Raw genomic sequence first — 16,280 nt, 5'->3', positions numbered from 1 at the left:
TTAAGCCTTTTTCTGTTCCGTTTTTTGTTCAGGCAGGGTGATGTTCAATTCGAGAACGTCCATACCGTCCTGCTTTTCTTGGGAAATGCGGATGTCGTCCAGGGAAACGTTGACGTATTTGGACAATACTTCCAGCAATTCTTTGCGCAGGGTCGGCAGGTAGTCGGGCGCTTGACCTTCTTGCGCGCGCTCTTGGGCAATGATGATTTGCAGGCGGTCGCGTGCAACGGCGGCGGTTTTCGGTTTTCTGCCGAACAACATATCCATTAATGACATGACTTAGCCTCCGAACAGCCGTTTGAAGAAGCCTTTTTTCTCGGCTTCGAGGAAACGCATTTCACGGTTTTCACCCAAGAGGCGCGCGATAACGTCTTTGTAGGCTTCTGCGGCAGTTGCGCTGTCTTGGTGGATGACGGGTTCGCCGGCATTGGACGCTTGCAGGACGTTTTGCGATTCGGGAATGACGCCGATAAGCGGGATGCGCAAGATGTCGCAAATATCTTGTACGGACAGCATTTCGCCTTTGTTGACGCGCTCGGGCGAGTAGCGGGTAATCAGCAGGTGTTCTTTGACCGTGCCGCCTTGTTCGGCTTTGCGGGATTTGCTTTGCAGGATGCCCAAGATGCGGTCGGAGTCGCGGACACTGGATACTTCGGGGTTGGTGGTGACGATGGCTTCGTCGGCGAAGTAGAGCGCCATCAATGCGCCTTGTTCGATACCGGCGGGGGAGTCGCAGATGATGTATTCGAATCCCATTTTGTCACTGCTCAATTCTTGCATGACTTTCTCAACGCCTTCACGGGTCAGCGCGTCTTTGTCGCGGGTTTGCGATGCAGGCAGAATGAAGAGGTTTTCGCAGTTTTTGTCTTTAATCAGGGCCTGGGTGAGCGTGGCTTCGCCTTGGATAACGTTAACCAGGTCGTAAACGACGCGTCGTTCGCAACCCATAATCAAGTCGAGGTTGCGCAAGCCGACGTCAAAGTCGATGACGGCTGTTTTGTGGCCGCGCAGAGCCAGTCCGGTTGCGATACTGGCGCTGGTCGTGGTTTTGCCTACGCCGCCTTTGCCTGAAGTTACTACGATGATTTTTGTCACGATGTTTCCTTTATCAAATGCTTGGAATGGTTAATCTGTGTCGATTGCGCTGATAACCAGGCGGTTGTCTTGCAATGAAACCTGTACGGCTTTTTTGTGCAGGTGGTCGGGCAGGTCTTGTTCGAAATTGCGGTAAATACCCGCTACGGAGACCAGTTCCGCCTGCATGGAGTGGATGAAGATGCGCGCGTTGGTATTGCCTTTCGCGCCTGCCAGAGCCCTGCCGCGCATGGGCGCATAAATATGAATGTTTCCGTCGGCAATGAGTTCCGCACCTTGGCTGACGATGCCGGTCACGATAAGGTCGCCGTTTTCCGCGTAAACCTGTTGTCCGGTGCGGACGGGGGTGCTGATGAGGACGGTCGGGTTGCTGATGACCGTTGCCTGAACGGGTGCGGGCTCTTGGTTGATTTTGGGCTGTTGCGGCTCGGATTTGTCGCTACGGCTGAAAACCAAATGGTAACGTGCTGCGAAGGATGCCCAATATTCGCTTTCGTGGCGCAGCCCCAGAATCTGCATGCCGTAACGGGCGAAAAGGGAAATCATGGAACCGATGTCCAATGACTCGGGATGGTCAAAATCCTGCACATCCAAAACGAAGGGGACGACATCCAATTCTTGGTATTGACCGGCGCGTTGGCGCAAAAATTCTTCCAGCTCGGTCAAGTCTGCGGTATGCAGGTGAATAGCCAGCACGTCAAGCCGGGCTGACTTTATGTCGAAGGCGGGTTTCATAATAGTGAGTAAATCATAAAATTTTTTAATTGTATAAGTTTACCGTGTAAATCTTGGCTATTCAATCCGTTTGGGCCGTCTGAAGTGAAATTTCCTGTATCTATCAGGTTGAAATCACGGCTGGAACGCGATTGCAAGCCGATTGCAAGGTTTTGTCATGAAATGACGTTATCTTTAAAGTTGTTTGAAGTGGCGTAAAAGCGACAACAGGTCGTCTGAAATCTGGAGCAGGCTCCGAATCTGAACGATCCGTCAACGGGAGGAACGGATTTTTTTATATAAGGACGGTCGGTCATTGAAGGAATATAGTGGATTAACTTTAAACCAGTAAGGCGTTGCCTCGCCTTAGCTCAAAGAGAACGATTCTCTAAGGTGCTGAAGCACCAAGTGAATCGGTTCCGTACTATCTGTACTGTCTGCGGCTTCGTCGCCTTGTCCTGATTTAAATTTAATCCACTATAAATGGTGAGATTCGGAGGTTTTTTCAGAGTTGGGTGAGGCGATTTGAACCGTTAAGGTCGTCTGAAAATGCGGACACCGGTTTCAGACGACCTTTTATAGTGGATTAAAATAAAAATGAGACAAGGCGGCAACGCCCGCCGTGTACGGGTAGTACATAAGGGCGTTGGCAACGCCGTATCATTGCAATTTTAATCCACTATACTTTTCCGCTTTCTTTGCACATTCTTTGTCTAACTTGACATTTCCTTGCTGCCGCAACAACATAAAGGCAGATTCGGCAGCCGGTTCGAGCCTGCCGTCGTGTTTTTTATCAACCGAAAGGCTATCCACGATGACACAATCCACCCACGATCCTTACGCGGATTACCGCGAGCTGACGCTTCGGGGCATGATACTCGGTGCGCTGATTACCGTGATCTTTACCGCGTCGAACGTTTACCTCGGCTTGAAGGTCGGTCTGACCTTTGCTTCGTCGATTCCGGCGGCGGTGATTTCGATGGCGGTTTTGAAGTTTTGCAAAGGCAGCAATATTTTGGAAAACAATATGGTGCAGACGCAGGCTTCGGCGGCGGGTACGCTTTCGACCATCATCTTCGTCCTGCCCGGTTTGCTGATGGCGGGCTACTGGAGCGGTTTCCCGTTTTGGCAGACGACGCTTTTATGTATTGCCGGCGGGATTTTGGGGGTGATTTTCACCATTCCGCTGCGTTACGCGATGGTGGTGAAAAGCGAGTTGCCTTATCCCGAAGGTGTGGCGGCGGCGGAGATTTTGAAAGTCGGCAGCCACGAGGAAGAGGAAGGCCGTCAGGGCGGCAGCGGCATTAAAGAGCTGGCGGCTGGCGGCGCGTTGGCGGGCTTTATGAGTTTTTGTTCCAACGGTTTGCGCGTGATTGCCGACAGTGCGAGTTATTGGTTTAAAAGCGGCACGGCGATTTTCCAACTGCCGATGGGCTTTTCGCTGGCATTGTTGGGCGCGGGCTACTTGGTCGGGCTGACGGGCGGCATTGCCATCCTGTTGGGCATTTCGATTGCTTGGGGTATTGCCGTGCCGTATTTTTCATCGCACATTCCGCAGCCTGCCGATATGGAAATGGCGGCGTTTGCGATGAAGCTGTGGAAGGAAAAAGTACGCTTTATCGGCGCGGGTACCATCGGTATCGCGGCGGTTTGGACGCTTTTGATGCTGCTCAAGCCGATGCTCGAGGGTCTGAAAATGTCGTTCAAGAGTTTCGGCGGCGGCGCGCCCGCTGCGGAACGCGCCGAACAGGATTTGTCACCTAAAGCCATGATTTTTTGGGTATTGTCCATGATGCTGATTTTGGGCGTATCGTTTTATCACTTTATCGGCGATTCGCACATTACGGGCGGCATGGCTTGGCTTTTGGTGGTCGTTTGTACGCTTTTAGCTTCCGTCATCGGCTTTTTGGTCGCCGCCGCCTGCGGTTATATGACTGGTTTGGTCGGCTCGTCTTCCAGCCCGATTTCCGGTGTGGGCATGGTTTCCATCGTCATCATTTCGCTGGTGTTGTTGGTCGTGGGAGAATCCGGCAGCTTGATGGCGGATGAAGCCAACCGCAAATTCTTGCTGGCTCTGACCTTGTTCTGCGGCTCGGCAGTGATTTGTGTGGCTTCGATTTCCAACGATAACCTGCAAGACTTGAAAACCGGCTACCTGCTCAAAGCAACGCCTTGGAGACAACAGATTGCGTTGATTATCGGCTGTATCGTCGGCGCATTCGTCATCTCGCCCGTGTTGGAACTGCTCTACGAAGCTTATGGCTTTACCGGCGCAATGCCGCGCGAAGGCATGGACGCGGCGCAGGCTTTGGCGGCTCCGCAAGCGACTTTGATGACGACCATCGCGTCGGGTATTTTCGCCCACAACCTTGAATGGGCGTACATCTTCACCGGTATCGCGATCGGCGCGGTGTTAATCGTCGTCGATTTGGTGTTGAAAAAATCGTCCGGCGGCAAACGCGCACTGCCTGTCCTCGCAGTCGGCATGGGCATCTACCTGCCGCCGTCCGTCACTATGCCCATCGTGATCGGTGCAGTGTTGGCGGCGGTGTTGAAACACATCATCGGCAAGAAAGCGGAAAACCGTGAAGGTCGTCTGAAAAACGCCGAGCGTATCGGAACCTTGTTCTCCGCCGGTTTGATTGTCGGCGAAAGCCTGGTCGGCGTAGTGATGGCATTCATCATCGCCTTCTCCGTGACCAACGGTGGCTCCGACGCCCCGCTCGCGCTGGGTCTAGAAAACTGGGAAACCACCGCATCATGGCTGGGACTGGCGTTCTTCATCACAGGCATGGTGTTCTTCGCCCAACGCGTGTTGAAAGCAGGACGCGTCAAGTAAGTTGGGTTTGAAAATAAAGAGGTCGTCTGAAAACTTGGGATTCAGGTTTTCAGACGACCTTGTTTTTATCTGCGGTCTTCACCCTCTTTCGTTTGGCGGGAGAGGGTGACTCTATGGAGCAAACTAATTTGATTTTACCTAAAAGCCATAGAACCACCCCCATCCTAACCTTCCCCCGCCGGACGGGGGAAGGAACAGGTTGCCGTTGCAGCAATCCGTAGCCCACGAAATCTGCCATTTAACCATCTAAATTGGGCGGTATCCGTACATTCATATCGCGGGCAAAGCCCACGCTACGGGCTCGGTTTGTTCCGAGCATGTATCGATTCAATAAAAGGTCGTCTGAAAACCCAAACTTCAAGTTTTCAGACGACCTTTCGTACCCTGACAAGATAGTCGGCTTATGCTACTGAATTTTGATGAATCAGGCAGCCCATATACAGATTGCCGTCTTTCTGCCAGCCGAACAATTGGTTTTGCTGGTCGATGTTTTCAGCCATCAAGCCCAAAGTTAGCCAGTGGCTTTCTCGCGGAAGTTGACCTGTATAGGGTTCGGGCGTGTGTATCAGGGGTAGGTCGAAATTATCGTTCCAGCTGACGCCTGCTTGGCGAAGTTTGCCGACGTATTGCTGCGTATCTTTAGGAGGCGCGGTAAACCAGGCGGCATGGACGGTGCGGTTTTTCAAAGCGTAATCGGCGTAATGTCCGAACGCTTTGTTTTGTGCCGTTTCATCGGACAGGGAGATGGCAATCGGGCGCTGCAAAACGGCTTTGACGGGCAATTTGTTCTGTTTGGCGGCATAAGGCGAGGCGAACGCCAGCCAAGTTGCGTTTTCTGTAAACTCGGCATCTGAAGCGTCTTCGTTCAGCCATGCCGAAAAAATCACATGGATGCCTTCAAACTGGCGGTTTTCCACCCAATCGCCCATCAAACTTTCGCCATCAGACAGAGGCTTGATAGTCGCGCGGACACCCGCCATTTCGGCGATTTCTTCAAATCTTTGCTGCCAGTTCAAATACGCTTCTTCATCCGGCGCATCGATGTGCAGGGTCACAGGCTGCCGATACTCCGCCAATTCGCTCAATTTTTGGTAAAAATGTTCGGCAACGTAAGGATAGCCGCTGCGCCACAGGTCTTCGTCTTCATCACGCGGAAACAGAAAAAGATCGGCATTTCGTCCGCCTGAGGCTTGGGTAATGACGTCCGGCAGCGACAAGGGGTCGGGCAGGATGGTATGCGAATCGACCAATACGATGCTTCTTTGCGCCCAATCCGTCCATTTTTTGCGGATATTCGATTTTTCGGTTTCCCAAGCATCTGCTGCCGCGCTGCGGTTCATCGACAAGATAAAGCGGTACAGCAAAGCCGCGCCCCAAACGCCAACCGGTATCAACAGATAAAACGGGCTGATTTTCAGCCACAACACAACAATCAACGCCGCAATGAAAAGCAAAGCCAATACCGTCAGCCATACCCAAGGGGTATTCCACTTGCTGTTTTTGCGGGCGACGATGGTATCGGGGATATCGGGAATAGACCAGTACATAATCTTCAGATATTGATTTGAAATAAATGGAATGAGTATAACAGCAAAAAAGCCAAATGTTTTTCCAAACTTGATTTCAGGTATCTTTTTCCCGCCAAACGGATTGACCGGAAACCCCTGCCCGATGTTTTTCAGACGACCTTTTGAGCCGGATAGAAAAAAACACCGACATCGCGTAAAATATGCGCAAATTTTGTGATTCAATCAGGTCGTCTGAAACAGATTGCGCCTGATTTATTTTTCCGGAAAACACCATGAGCGAACAAAACAATCCGCAAACCGAGCCGCAGTTGGATGAAAACCAAATCATCGCCCTGCGCCGCGAAAAACTGCACAACATCCGCCAACAGCGCATTGCCTATCCCAACGACTTCAAGCGCGACAGCTTTGCCGCCGATTTGCACGCCCGATACGGCGAAATCAGCAAAGAAGAACTCGACCCGCAAGCCGTTCCCGTCAAAATTGCCGGCCGCATGATGCTCAAACGCCAAATGGGCAAGGCGAGCTTCGCCACCATCCAAGACGTGACCGGCCAAATCCAGCTTTATCTGAACAACAAAGGCGTGAGTCAGGAAGTTTTGGACGATTTCAACCATTGGGACTTGGGCGACATCGTCGGTGCGGAAGGCACTTTGTTCAAAACCAACCACGGCGAATTGACCGTGCGCGTGTCCGACATCCGCCTGCTGTCCAAATCCCTGCGCCCGCTGCCCGACAAACACAAAGGCTTGAGCGATCAGGAAACCAAATACCGCCAACGCTACGTCGATTTGATTGCCAACGAAGAATCGCGCAATACGTTTATCAAACGCAGCCAAATCATCCAATCCGTGCGCAATTTCATGGTGAACGAGCATTATCTCGAAGTCGAAACCCCGATGATGCACCCGATTCCCGGCGGCGCGACGGCGAAACCGTTTGTGACCCACCACAACGCCTTGGACATCCCGCTCTACCTGCGCATCGCCCCCGAGCTGTATCTGAAACGCTTGGTGGTTGGCGGTTTGGAGCGCGTGTTTGAAATCAACCGCAGCTTCCGCAACGAAGGCATGTCCGTGCGCCACAACCCCGAATTCACCATGATTGAATTCTACGAAGCCTTCTCCGACTACGAACGCATGATGCAGATGGCGGAAGACATCATCCGCAACGCATCGCGCACGGTAAACGGCACGGCGAAAATCAGCTACAACGGCAAAGAAGTCGATTTGGAAAGCCCGTTTGAGCGCCTGACCATTCTCGAAGCCATCAAAAAATACAATCCGCACTACACCGACGAGCAGTTGAACGATGCGGAGTGGCTGAAAAAAGAAATCGTCAAACACGGCGAAAGCCTGCCGCCGTCCCCCGGCATCGGCAGCCTGCAACTCGCCCTGTTTGAAGGTTGCGCCGAGGGCAAACTGTGGAACCCGACCTTCATCGTCGATTACCCGGTCGAAGTTTCCCCGTTGGCACGCGCCTCGGATACGAAACAAGGACTGACCGAGCGTTTCGAATTGTTCGTTGTCGGCCGCGAACTGGCAAACGGCTATTCCGAGTTGAACGACCCCGAAGATCAAGCCGAACGCTTCAAAGCGCAAGTGGCGCAAAAAGACGCGGGCGACGACGAAGCCATGCACTACGATGCCGACTACATCCGCGCGATGGAATTCGGCCTGCCGCCGACAGGCGGTTGCGGCATCGGCATCGACCGCCTGGTGATGCTGCTGACCGATTCGCAAACCATCCGCGACGTGATTCTGTTCCCGCAGATGCGTCCCGAATAAGGTAGGGAAATAATAGGGAAAAGGTCGTCTGAAAACTGAACTGGCCCCCAAATCTTGGACGCTCATAAAAGCCTATTCAGGCGCTCTGTGCAAGCTGGGTTCTGTATGCGACAGGACTCAGCTTTTTCAATTTCAAACTGCAACGCTCCCGGTTGTAGTAATCCATATAGTCATCTATCTGCTTCATCAATTCATCTACCGTCAATTCACCTGCGTTATAGAAACACTCCGTCTTCAACACCGCAAAGAAGCTTTCCATCGGCGCATTGTCCCAACAGTTCGCCTTTCGCGACATGCTTTGAACCATGGAATGCTCCGCAAGCAATTCCCTATACCCCGCCGTACGGTACAGCACACCTTGGTCCGAATGAAGCATCGTTCCCTTATCAGTCAGACGGGGGGCAGCTTTTTCGAGCATTTCCTTCACCATTTCGCTGTCGGCTCTGCGGCTCATGGCGTAGGCGACGATTTCTCGGTTGAACAAGTCCAATATCGGCGAGAGGTACAGTTTGCCGTCCTTCCCTTTGAGTTCGGTAACGTCGGTCAGCCATTTTTCGTTGGGCTTTCGGGCTTTGAACCGGCGTTTGAGGAGGTGTTCCGATATTTCGCCCATGGCGGGATGGCGGTAGGCTTTTTTCGCCCGTATGAGGGCTTTCAGCCCTAGCTGCCTCATCAACCGCGCCGCTTTTTTGCGGTTCCAACCCAATGCTGCGGCAATGCGCCTTTGTCCGTAGCGTCCTTTATGCCGCCGGTAGGTTTCGACAAGGAGGGCTTTGTCGGCTGCGTCGGTGTCGGGCTGGTCTTGGTGGTGGTAGTAAAAGCTGCTTTTGGGCAGGTTTGCGATGTGCAGCAGGTATTTGAGCGGGTGTTGCGCCCTCAGTGTTTGGACGGTTTGGCTTTGTCCTTTTCGGTCTGTTTTTGGCTGAGGGCTTTTAACTCCTTTAGGTAGGCGACCTCTGCGCGCATATAGCACAACTCTTCGATAAGCTCTGCCTGCGTTTTTTCTTGGTCGGGTTTGTCGGCGATGAAGGGGTTTTTGCGGTGTTGGGGCATGGTTTTGGATTGGGGATGTTCGAGTGCGCCGATACCGCCTTCTTGATAGGCGCGTATCCATCGTCTCAGGTGGGTTCGGGAAATGCCGTAGTGGTCTGCGGTACGTTGTTGGCTGCGTATATGCAGGTAGTGGAGTACGGCTTGGTATTTGAAGTGTAATGTATATTTGCTCATAAAAAAACTGCACCTTGTGAGTTGGAGGGGATGTCCAACTTTTGGGGTGCAGTTCAAACCGGAAAACTGGTTTTCAGACGACCTTAACATCTTTATTGGGTGGTATTTATACTCATTTTTTGGAACATTGTTTTTAATTCGCGGCATTTTCTACTGATGTTTTCCCCTTTCAATAGGATGGATGCTTCGTAGCTGTGGTAGTTATTTTCAGAATCTCGAACGGCAGAGAGCCAGTTGAATGAACCTTCGATTAAGACATAGTCTGCTTCGTTATTTTCAAAGATAACGGTTTTAGAATGAATGCCGTGTATTTCTCTGACAATAACCTTCCATTCAGTCAGTTTGTCTCTAGCTTTTTGTGCAGAGGGTTTCCATTGTCCGTATTCATGAGTAAAGCGACGGTCACAATAGACGATGACCTTTACGTTTCTGCTTGTTGCATCTTGGAAATTTTGTGCTAAAGGACTTACGGCATTAATGGAGAGAAACGGAGAAACAATCACGATTTCCTTTCCTGCTGCACATCTAGTAAGCGCAGCTTTTAAGATTTCATCATGTCTTTGTGAAGTATTGATGTGCTCGCAAAATGCATTATGGTAATAGAATATTTTTTTGTCACCATTATTCTGCTTACCCAAAAAATCATAAAGAAAACTGTTGTCCAATTCCGAATCGGGGTTCTCTGTCAGCCAGGCGTGCAGATTGCCTACAGGCGTATTGCGAGTTTGGCGCAACATATTCATATTGCCAAATAAGACAAAATAATCTTTAGCACGCGAAACCGCGACATTTAACATATTGTAGTTCCTGTTGAGGAAATACGGCGGGTTTCCTGGCGACAGGACGGTCGAAAACAGTACGACAAATCTTTCTGCTCCCTGTAGGGCATGAACGGTACCGACTGTAATTTCAGCGTAGTCTTTGTTGCGTTTTCTTAAGGCTGTTTTGATGGCGGCAACCTGCGGTTTGTATGGTGTGACGACAGCAATAATTTCTGCTAGAGAATTGTCTTCTCCGTTTTTGCCATATTTTTTGCAAAGTTCCTGTGCATGTCTGTGTATCCATTCGGCAATTGCTTCGGCTTCCAATCGGTTACAGTAACTTTTTCCAAAACGTTCGGAGTGGTAGTCGATATGGATATAGCATCGGCTGGTTTTGGTAAAGCTTAGGTTGGCAGAAGGTGTGTCGCCACGCATTGGTTTTAGGCTTCCTTTGTAGACATACTCGTTGCTGTAAGAAATCAGACTGTCCCGGCAGCGACGGTGTTCAGTAAGTAGTAGGCCGTTCATCACTATACCGTTTGAAGATTGTTTTCTATAGACGCAGGAATTTTGAGCCATTTTCATAATTGCTCCCGAACTGCTGAGCCGCCCTTGCGCACTATGAAAATTCCAGCATTCTTCGTCGCCTTTGAGGATGTATTGATATAGCACACCGTCCATTTCGGGAGTAACCGACCATACGGGTTCGATTTGTTCTGTATCACCAACAACCAAGGCAGTTTTTGCCAGTGAAAATGTTGGGACGGCAATATCAGGAGCAACTTGTCCTGCTTCATCGATAATCAGATAGTCGTATAAAGCATAATAAGGTTTGGCCTTTATCGCATTCTTACTGTCAAAATATTGGCTGTATTTTGGGGCAGAGTGGAAGGTGGAAATGAATAATGGTGTTAGGCAAGCGAAACGCTGCATATTGTTTTTGTAGGCTTGACTGCCAAATTCGGAATCATTTTTTTTCATTTTAGTAATTTTTTCCTGCCTATTCCGCAGATGTTCCAAATAATCTGCTTCCCGATAATGCAGTGCCAACCAAAATGCCTGATGGCGGTAGGAAATATCTAAACGAATGTTCAAGTCCGCGACAGCAGATAGGTTCCGGTATTCTCCTCCCGTTTTTTTATGCAAGCTTTCCAGTTTGTCTGAGAATCTGCTATTCCATTCTGTGAGAAATGCGGCGTGTCCATCAATTGTTTTAGCGCATTCCACGTTCAAACGATTTAAGTTTTCTCGTTTATCTGACAGTTCCTGTTTTGTGCAGAAAAGCTGGGTCAGTTTTAAATTGGTTTTTGTGCAGATATTTGGATAATCCGACCAATTGGTAACTAGGTCGTCTGCAATGCTATACTGGGCTGCGAGACGTTGGAACAATGTTTTTCGGGAGTCTTTTGCTTTTGCTAAGAACGGCATCAGTTTGTAAAACCAGGGGAGATTTTTTCTTTGAAGACAGATCTCATGTAAAAATGTTTTGTAGTTTGTTATAGCTGTATCTGTTTTTTCAGATAACCGTTTGAGGGAAAGATCAGCATCACTAAAACAGTTACCTCCATATTCGGTACAAAGCTGTGCCAAGTGTTTGGTCAGTTCGTCGGAAAGGGCAAGGTTGTCTATTGCTTCTCTTGTTTTGTTACATAGGTAGGTAACCTTATTTTTTAGTAGGGATTTGGCTTCAGTGATATTTTTAGGTTTGTTTTCAAGATAATTTGCTGCTTTCTCGAGAAATGATTTCTCTAATTCATGCACGGGGGTTTTTTCATAATCGGCAAAAAAACCGGTTGTCTGATTTTTTTCTTTTAAGCTGTGCATGAGATAATTACTTTTATTTTGTCCGGACATATAAAGTCCCAGCGATGGGACATCCGGAAGCCAGTGTGAGGTCAGCAAATCGGATTCTTCAGGTAGAGAGAAACCGTTTAAAATATTTGTAATCGCTTGGTTATTGGTTGAACTGGCCAAAATTAGAGGCGGTGGCTCGTTATTCAATACACTCTGCACTGCCAGATTGGCAATAACTGACTGCAACAACGTGGTTTTGCCCGTTCCTGGTGGTCCATTTACTGCCAAAATATCCCCTGTTTGGCTGTCGGTAAATGCACGCAGAGCTATTCGTTGTGAAGTGGCAAGCGGAAATTCTCCGCTGAACTGCCCAATGTGATTGGTGTTGAACCAAACAGCATGATCGTCAGGGTAAGGCTGTTTTTCGGTTTGAGGACAAAGGAGCTTGTTTAAGAGTGGATGATTATTGGTAAGCTCGTCTTTGTCAGTCAAAAAATCATACAATTTTAAAATATTGTTGCTGAGATTACGTAAAGGCATCAGCTCTACGTAAACTGATTTTTCGGAAAAACTGTTAAATTCTTCAAATGATTTTTCTGATACTTCTTTGAAAACTCTTTCACATTTTTCCCAATATTCAGACCAAGAATTTGTATCAAATTTTTCTTGTTCTAACGCTTTAGTCGCATTTCTTTCTGAACCTATGGCATAAAAATTAGATGGATTTGGGGTCAAACAGTCCCGTATGAAAAAAGGTGTTTTAGGACGATTGTTCCAATTCATGGATATAGAAAGCCTACCTTCCCTGTCTATCAGCGCAGGAATCCAAAATAAGCAAATTGATTCATTTTTCTGTTGCTGCATTTCTACAGTAAGCGGAGATTGTGCCGGACATAGGAGAATTTCGATTTTTGAGGTGCTTTTCCCTTTTCCACTTTCCAACCATAGTTCATTAGCGAGGTTTTTTCCAATAGTGTCTATATCCTTGTAGCTTTCCACCTTAAAAGGGTTGTGTGAAATTTCTATGGGTCGGATATCTGAGTAAAGCAGGGTGCTTTTCCAATATCTCAGCCAGTTTTGTAGCATGGCGGTTTCTTTCTAATGAATACGCTAATTTTGAACGAAGTGGTTTAAGTTTAAACCAGTACCCTCGCCACCTTGCCTAATTTAGCCTTAATACGCTATATCGATAAATATGCTTCATAAGGAAACTGTCTCTTTCGGCAGGCAATATATAAGGTCGTCTGAAAGATAAGCCTTATTTTCAGACGACCTTTTGTTCAAGCTAAACCCGATTCAGATTCAGCCTCTGTTTTTCAACCGTCCGTGCAACTCCTGCACGCTGTACACGCCCAGGTGGTCGCGGCTTTTTGCGCCTTCGCTCATGGCTTCGCCGCCGGCGACGGTGGTGTATTGCGGCACGCGTTGGGTGAGGGAGGTGCGGCGGATACTGTGGCTGTCGGCGATGGACTGCGCCGAGCTGCTGACGGTGTTCACTACCAGCGCGATTTCGCCGTTTTTGATCGCGTCCACGATGTGCGGGCGGCCTTCCTGCACTTTGTTTACCGCCTGCACGATGATGCCGTGCTCTTTCAGGTATTCGGCGGTGCCGCGTGTGGCGCAGACGCCGTAGCCGAGTGCTTGGAAGTTTTGCGCGGTTTTGACGATGAGCGGTTTGTCTTCGTCGCGCACGGCGAGGAAGATTTTGCCGGTCGGGTTCAGGCGTTCGCCTGCGCCGAGTTGGGCTTTGTAGTAGGCTTCGCCGAAGCTTGCGCCCACGCCCATCACTTCGCCGGTGGAGCGCATTTCCGGGCCGAGGATGGTGTCCACGCCGGGGAATTTGATGAAGGGGAACACGGCTTCTTTAACGGCATAGAAATCGGGAACGACTTCTTTTTCCACGCCTTGCTCTTGCAGGGAAATGCCTGCCATGCAGCGCGCGCCGACTTTGGCGAGCGGCACGCCGGTGGCTTTGGAGACGAAGGGGACGGTACGGCTGGCGCGCGGGTTCACTTCCAACACGAACACCACGCCGTCCTGCACGGCAAACTGTACGTTCATCAGGCCGACCACGCTCAGCGCGTAGGCCATGGCTTTGGTTTGGCGGCGGATTTCGTCTTGGATTTCTTCGCTGAGCGAGTAGGGCGGCAGCGAGCAGCCGGAGTCGCCGGAGTGGATGCCTGCCTGTTCGACGTGCTGCATGATGCCGCCGATAACGACGTCTTTGCCGTCTGAAACGCAGTCCACATCGACTTCAATCGCGTTGTTCAGGAAGAAGTCGAGCAACACGGGGCTGTCTTCGGATACCTGCACGGCTTCGCGCATGTATTTTTGCAGCTCTTCGGCGGAGTGGACGACCTGCATGGCGCGGCCGCCGAGGACGTAAGACGGGCGCACGACCAGCGGATAGCCGATTTCTTCGGCTTTGACGAGCGCTTCTTCTTCGTTGTGGGCGATGCGGTTGGGCGGTTGGCGCAGGCCTAAGTCGTTCAATACTTTTTGGAAGCGTTCGCGGTCTTCGGCGGCGTCGATGCTGTCGGCGGATGTGCCGATGATGTTTACGCCGTTTTCAACCAGCGCGTTGGCGAGTTTGAGCGGGGTTTGACCGCCGTAATGCACAATCACGCCCCACGGGTTTTCGGTGCGGACGATTTCCAACACGTCTTCCAGCGTCAGCGGCTCGAAATACAGGCGGTCGCTGGTGTCGAAGTCGGTGGACACGGTTTCGGGGTTGCAGTTGACCATGATGGTTTCAAAGCCCGATTCGCGCAGGGCGAGCGCGGCGTGAACGCAGCAATAGTCAAACTCGATGCCCTGACCGATACGGTTCGGGCCGCCGCCGAGAATCATCACTTTTTTACGGTCGGAAGGACGCGCTTCGCATTTCTCTTCGTAAGTAGAGTAGAGGTAGGCGGTTTCGGTGGCGAACTCGGCGGCGCAGGTATCGACGCGTTTATAGACGGGATGCAGCTTCAGCGCGTAGCGGTGTTCGCGCACTTCTTTTTCTTTTACGCCTAAAAGTTGCGCGATGCGTTTGTCGGAGAAGCCTTTGCGTTTCAGACGACGTAAGCCGGCGAAATCCAAATCTTGCAGGCAGCCTGCACTTACCTGCTGCTCTTCTTTCACCAAGTCTTCGATTTGCGCCAAGAACCAAGGGTCGATGGCGCAGATTTCATGAATTTCGTCCAGCGTGAAGCCCGCGCGGAACGCGTCTGCCACAAACAGCATACGTTCGGGGCCGGGGTTCGCCAGTTCGCGGCGGATTTCCGCTTTGTCGGAGCTTCTCGGATTGAAGCCGCATAAGCCCGTTTCCAAGCCGCGCAGGGCTTTTTGGAAGCTTTCCTGAATGGTGCGGCCCATCGCCATTACTTCGCCCACCGATTTCATCTGCGTGGTCAGGCGGTCGTCTGCGGCGGGGAATTTTTCAAACGCGAAACGCGGGATTTTGGTTACCACATAGTCGATGGAAGGCTCGAACGACGCGGGCGTACGGCCACCGGTGATGTCGTTGCGCAACTCGTCCAGCGTAAAGCCGACAGCCAGTTTCGCCGCCACTTTCGCAATCGGGAAACCCGTCGCTTTGGAAGCCAGCGCGGACGAACGGCTCACGCGCGGGTTCATCTCAATCACAATCATCTCGCCGTTTTCAGGGTTCACCGCAAACTGAACGTTCGAGCCGCCCGTGTCCACGCCGATTTCGCGCAATACCGCCAAGCTTGCGTTGCGCATGATTTGGTATTCTTTGTCCGTCAGCGTTTGAGCCGGCGCAACCGTAATCGAGTCGCCCGTATGCACGCCCATCGGGTCGAAGTTTTCAATCGAACAAATGATGATGCAGTTGTCTGCCTTATCGCGCACCACCTCCATCTCGTACTCTTTCCAGCCGAGGACGGACTGCTCAATCAACAGCTCATGTGTGGGCGACGCATCGAAACCGCGTTCGCAAATCGCCATAAACTCGTCTTTATTGTAGGCAATGCCGCCGCCCGAACCGCCCATCGTGAAAGACGGACGAATCAGCGTCGGGAAGCCGACCTGTTCCTGCGCCGTCAAGGCTTCGTTCATCGTGTGGCAGACAAAAGATTTCGGGCAGGAGAGGCCGATTTTCTCCATCGCCTCCTTAAAGCGGCCGCGGTCTTCCGCCTTGTCGATCGCGTCTTCCGTCGCGCCGATCAGCTCGACATTGTATTTCGCCAACACGCCGTTGCGCGCCAAATCCAGCGCACAGTTCAGCGCGGTCTGACCGCCCATCGTCGGCAGAATCGCATCAGGCCGCTCCTTGGCGATAATCTTCTCCACCGTCTGCCACATAATCGGCTCGATGTAGGTAACATCCGCCATTTCGGGGTCGGTCATAATCGTGGCGGGGTTGGAATTCACCAGAATGACTTTATAGCCTTCTTCACGCAAAGCCTTGCAGGCCTGTGCGCCCGAATAGTCAAATTCGCAGGCCTGACCGATAACGATAGGGCCGGCGCCGATGATAAGGATGGATTTTAGGTCGGTACGTTTGGGCATGGGTGGGTCTTTCTTTCAA

11 protein-coding genes are annotated in these 16,280 nt (G+C 50.9%); 2 read left to right on the top strand and 9 right to left on the bottom strand.

The annotated features are described in order from the left end of the window. The 4 genes from minE to MON40_RS12790 all read right to left on the bottom strand — a co-directional run bounded on the left by minE (position 1) and on the right by MON40_RS12790 (position 2,637). Complete coding sequence (minE, locus tag MON40_RS12805; protein WP_003765670.1) at positions 1–276, bottom strand: cell division topological specificity factor MinE; 276 nt, start codon at positions 274–276, stop codon at positions 1–3. 3 nt (positions 277–279) lie between these two features. Next, positions 280–1,095: a septum site-determining protein MinD gene (gene minD, locus MON40_RS12800; protein ID WP_003762203.1), complete on the bottom strand. Its 816-nt coding sequence runs from the start codon at positions 1,093–1,095 to the stop codon at positions 280–282. 30 nt (positions 1,096–1,125) lie between these two features. Next, the gene (minC, locus tag MON40_RS12795) at positions 1,126–1,830 is read right to left on the bottom strand and encodes a septum site-determining protein MinC (protein ID WP_003762201.1); all 705 of its coding nucleotides are present in this window, start codon (positions 1,828–1,830) and stop codon (positions 1,126–1,128) included. A 639-nt stretch (positions 1,831–2,469) separates the two neighbouring features. Further along, positions 2,470–2,637 carry a hypothetical protein gene (locus MON40_RS12790; protein WP_167317427.1) on the bottom strand — a complete coding sequence of 56 codons (168 nt, stop codon included), beginning with the start codon at positions 2,635–2,637 and terminating at the stop codon, positions 2,470–2,472. On the opposite strand from MON40_RS12790, the gene MON40_RS12785 reads away from it, so the two are divergent. Beyond that, complete coding sequence (locus MON40_RS12785) at positions 2,624–4,648, top strand: OPT family oligopeptide transporter (protein WP_242925939.1); 2,025 nt, start codon at positions 2,624–2,626, stop codon at positions 4,646–4,648. The genes MON40_RS12790 and MON40_RS12785 overlap by 14 nt on opposite strands. Before the next feature lie 401 nt (positions 4,649–5,049). On the opposite strand, the gene MON40_RS12780 is transcribed toward MON40_RS12785, so the two are convergent. Then, the gene (locus tag MON40_RS12780; protein WP_039862685.1) at positions 5,050–6,195 is read right to left on the bottom strand and encodes a hypothetical protein; all 1,146 of its coding nucleotides are present in this window, start codon (positions 6,193–6,195) and stop codon (positions 5,050–5,052) included. 254 nt (positions 6,196–6,449) lie between these two features. On the opposite strand from MON40_RS12780, the gene lysS reads away from it, so the two are divergent. Then, positions 6,450–7,961, top strand: coding sequence for a lysine--tRNA ligase (lysS, locus tag MON40_RS12775; RefSeq protein ID WP_003775886.1), 1,512 nt, complete (start codon positions 6,450–6,452; stop codon positions 7,959–7,961). 76 nt (positions 7,962–8,037) lie between these two features. On the opposite strand, the gene MON40_RS12770 is transcribed toward lysS, so the two are convergent. The 4 genes from MON40_RS12770 to carB form a co-directional block, all read right to left on the bottom strand. Further along, the gene (locus tag MON40_RS12770) at positions 8,038–8,934 is read right to left on the bottom strand and encodes an IS3 family transposase (RefSeq protein ID WP_242925938.1); all 897 of its coding nucleotides are present in this window, start codon (positions 8,932–8,934) and stop codon (positions 8,038–8,040) included. Next, on the bottom strand, positions 8,838–9,188 hold the full coding sequence (locus tag MON40_RS12765; protein ID WP_003756443.1) for a helix-turn-helix domain-containing protein: 351 nt from the start codon (positions 9,186–9,188) through the stop codon (positions 8,838–8,840). Before MON40_RS12765 ends, MON40_RS12770 begins: the two co-directional genes overlap by 97 nt. Before the next feature lie 92 nt (positions 9,189–9,280). Then, positions 9,281–12,829 carry an AAA domain-containing protein gene (locus MON40_RS12760; RefSeq protein ID WP_242925937.1) on the bottom strand — a complete coding sequence of 1,183 codons (3,549 nt, stop codon included), beginning with the start codon at positions 12,827–12,829 and terminating at the stop codon, positions 9,281–9,283. Between the two features lie 216 nt (positions 12,830–13,045). After that, on the bottom strand, positions 13,046–16,261 hold the full coding sequence (carB, locus tag MON40_RS12755; protein WP_003775891.1) for a carbamoyl-phosphate synthase large subunit: 3,216 nt from the start codon (positions 16,259–16,261) through the stop codon (positions 13,046–13,048). Positions 16,262–16,280: the final 19 nt, after the last annotated feature.

Source organism: Neisseria macacae ATCC 33926, assembly GCF_022749495.1.
Taxonomy (GTDB): Bacteria; Pseudomonadota; Gammaproteobacteria; order Burkholderiales; family Neisseriaceae; genus Neisseria; species Neisseria macacae.
This window is presented reverse-complemented; position numbering and strand designations above follow the sequence as displayed.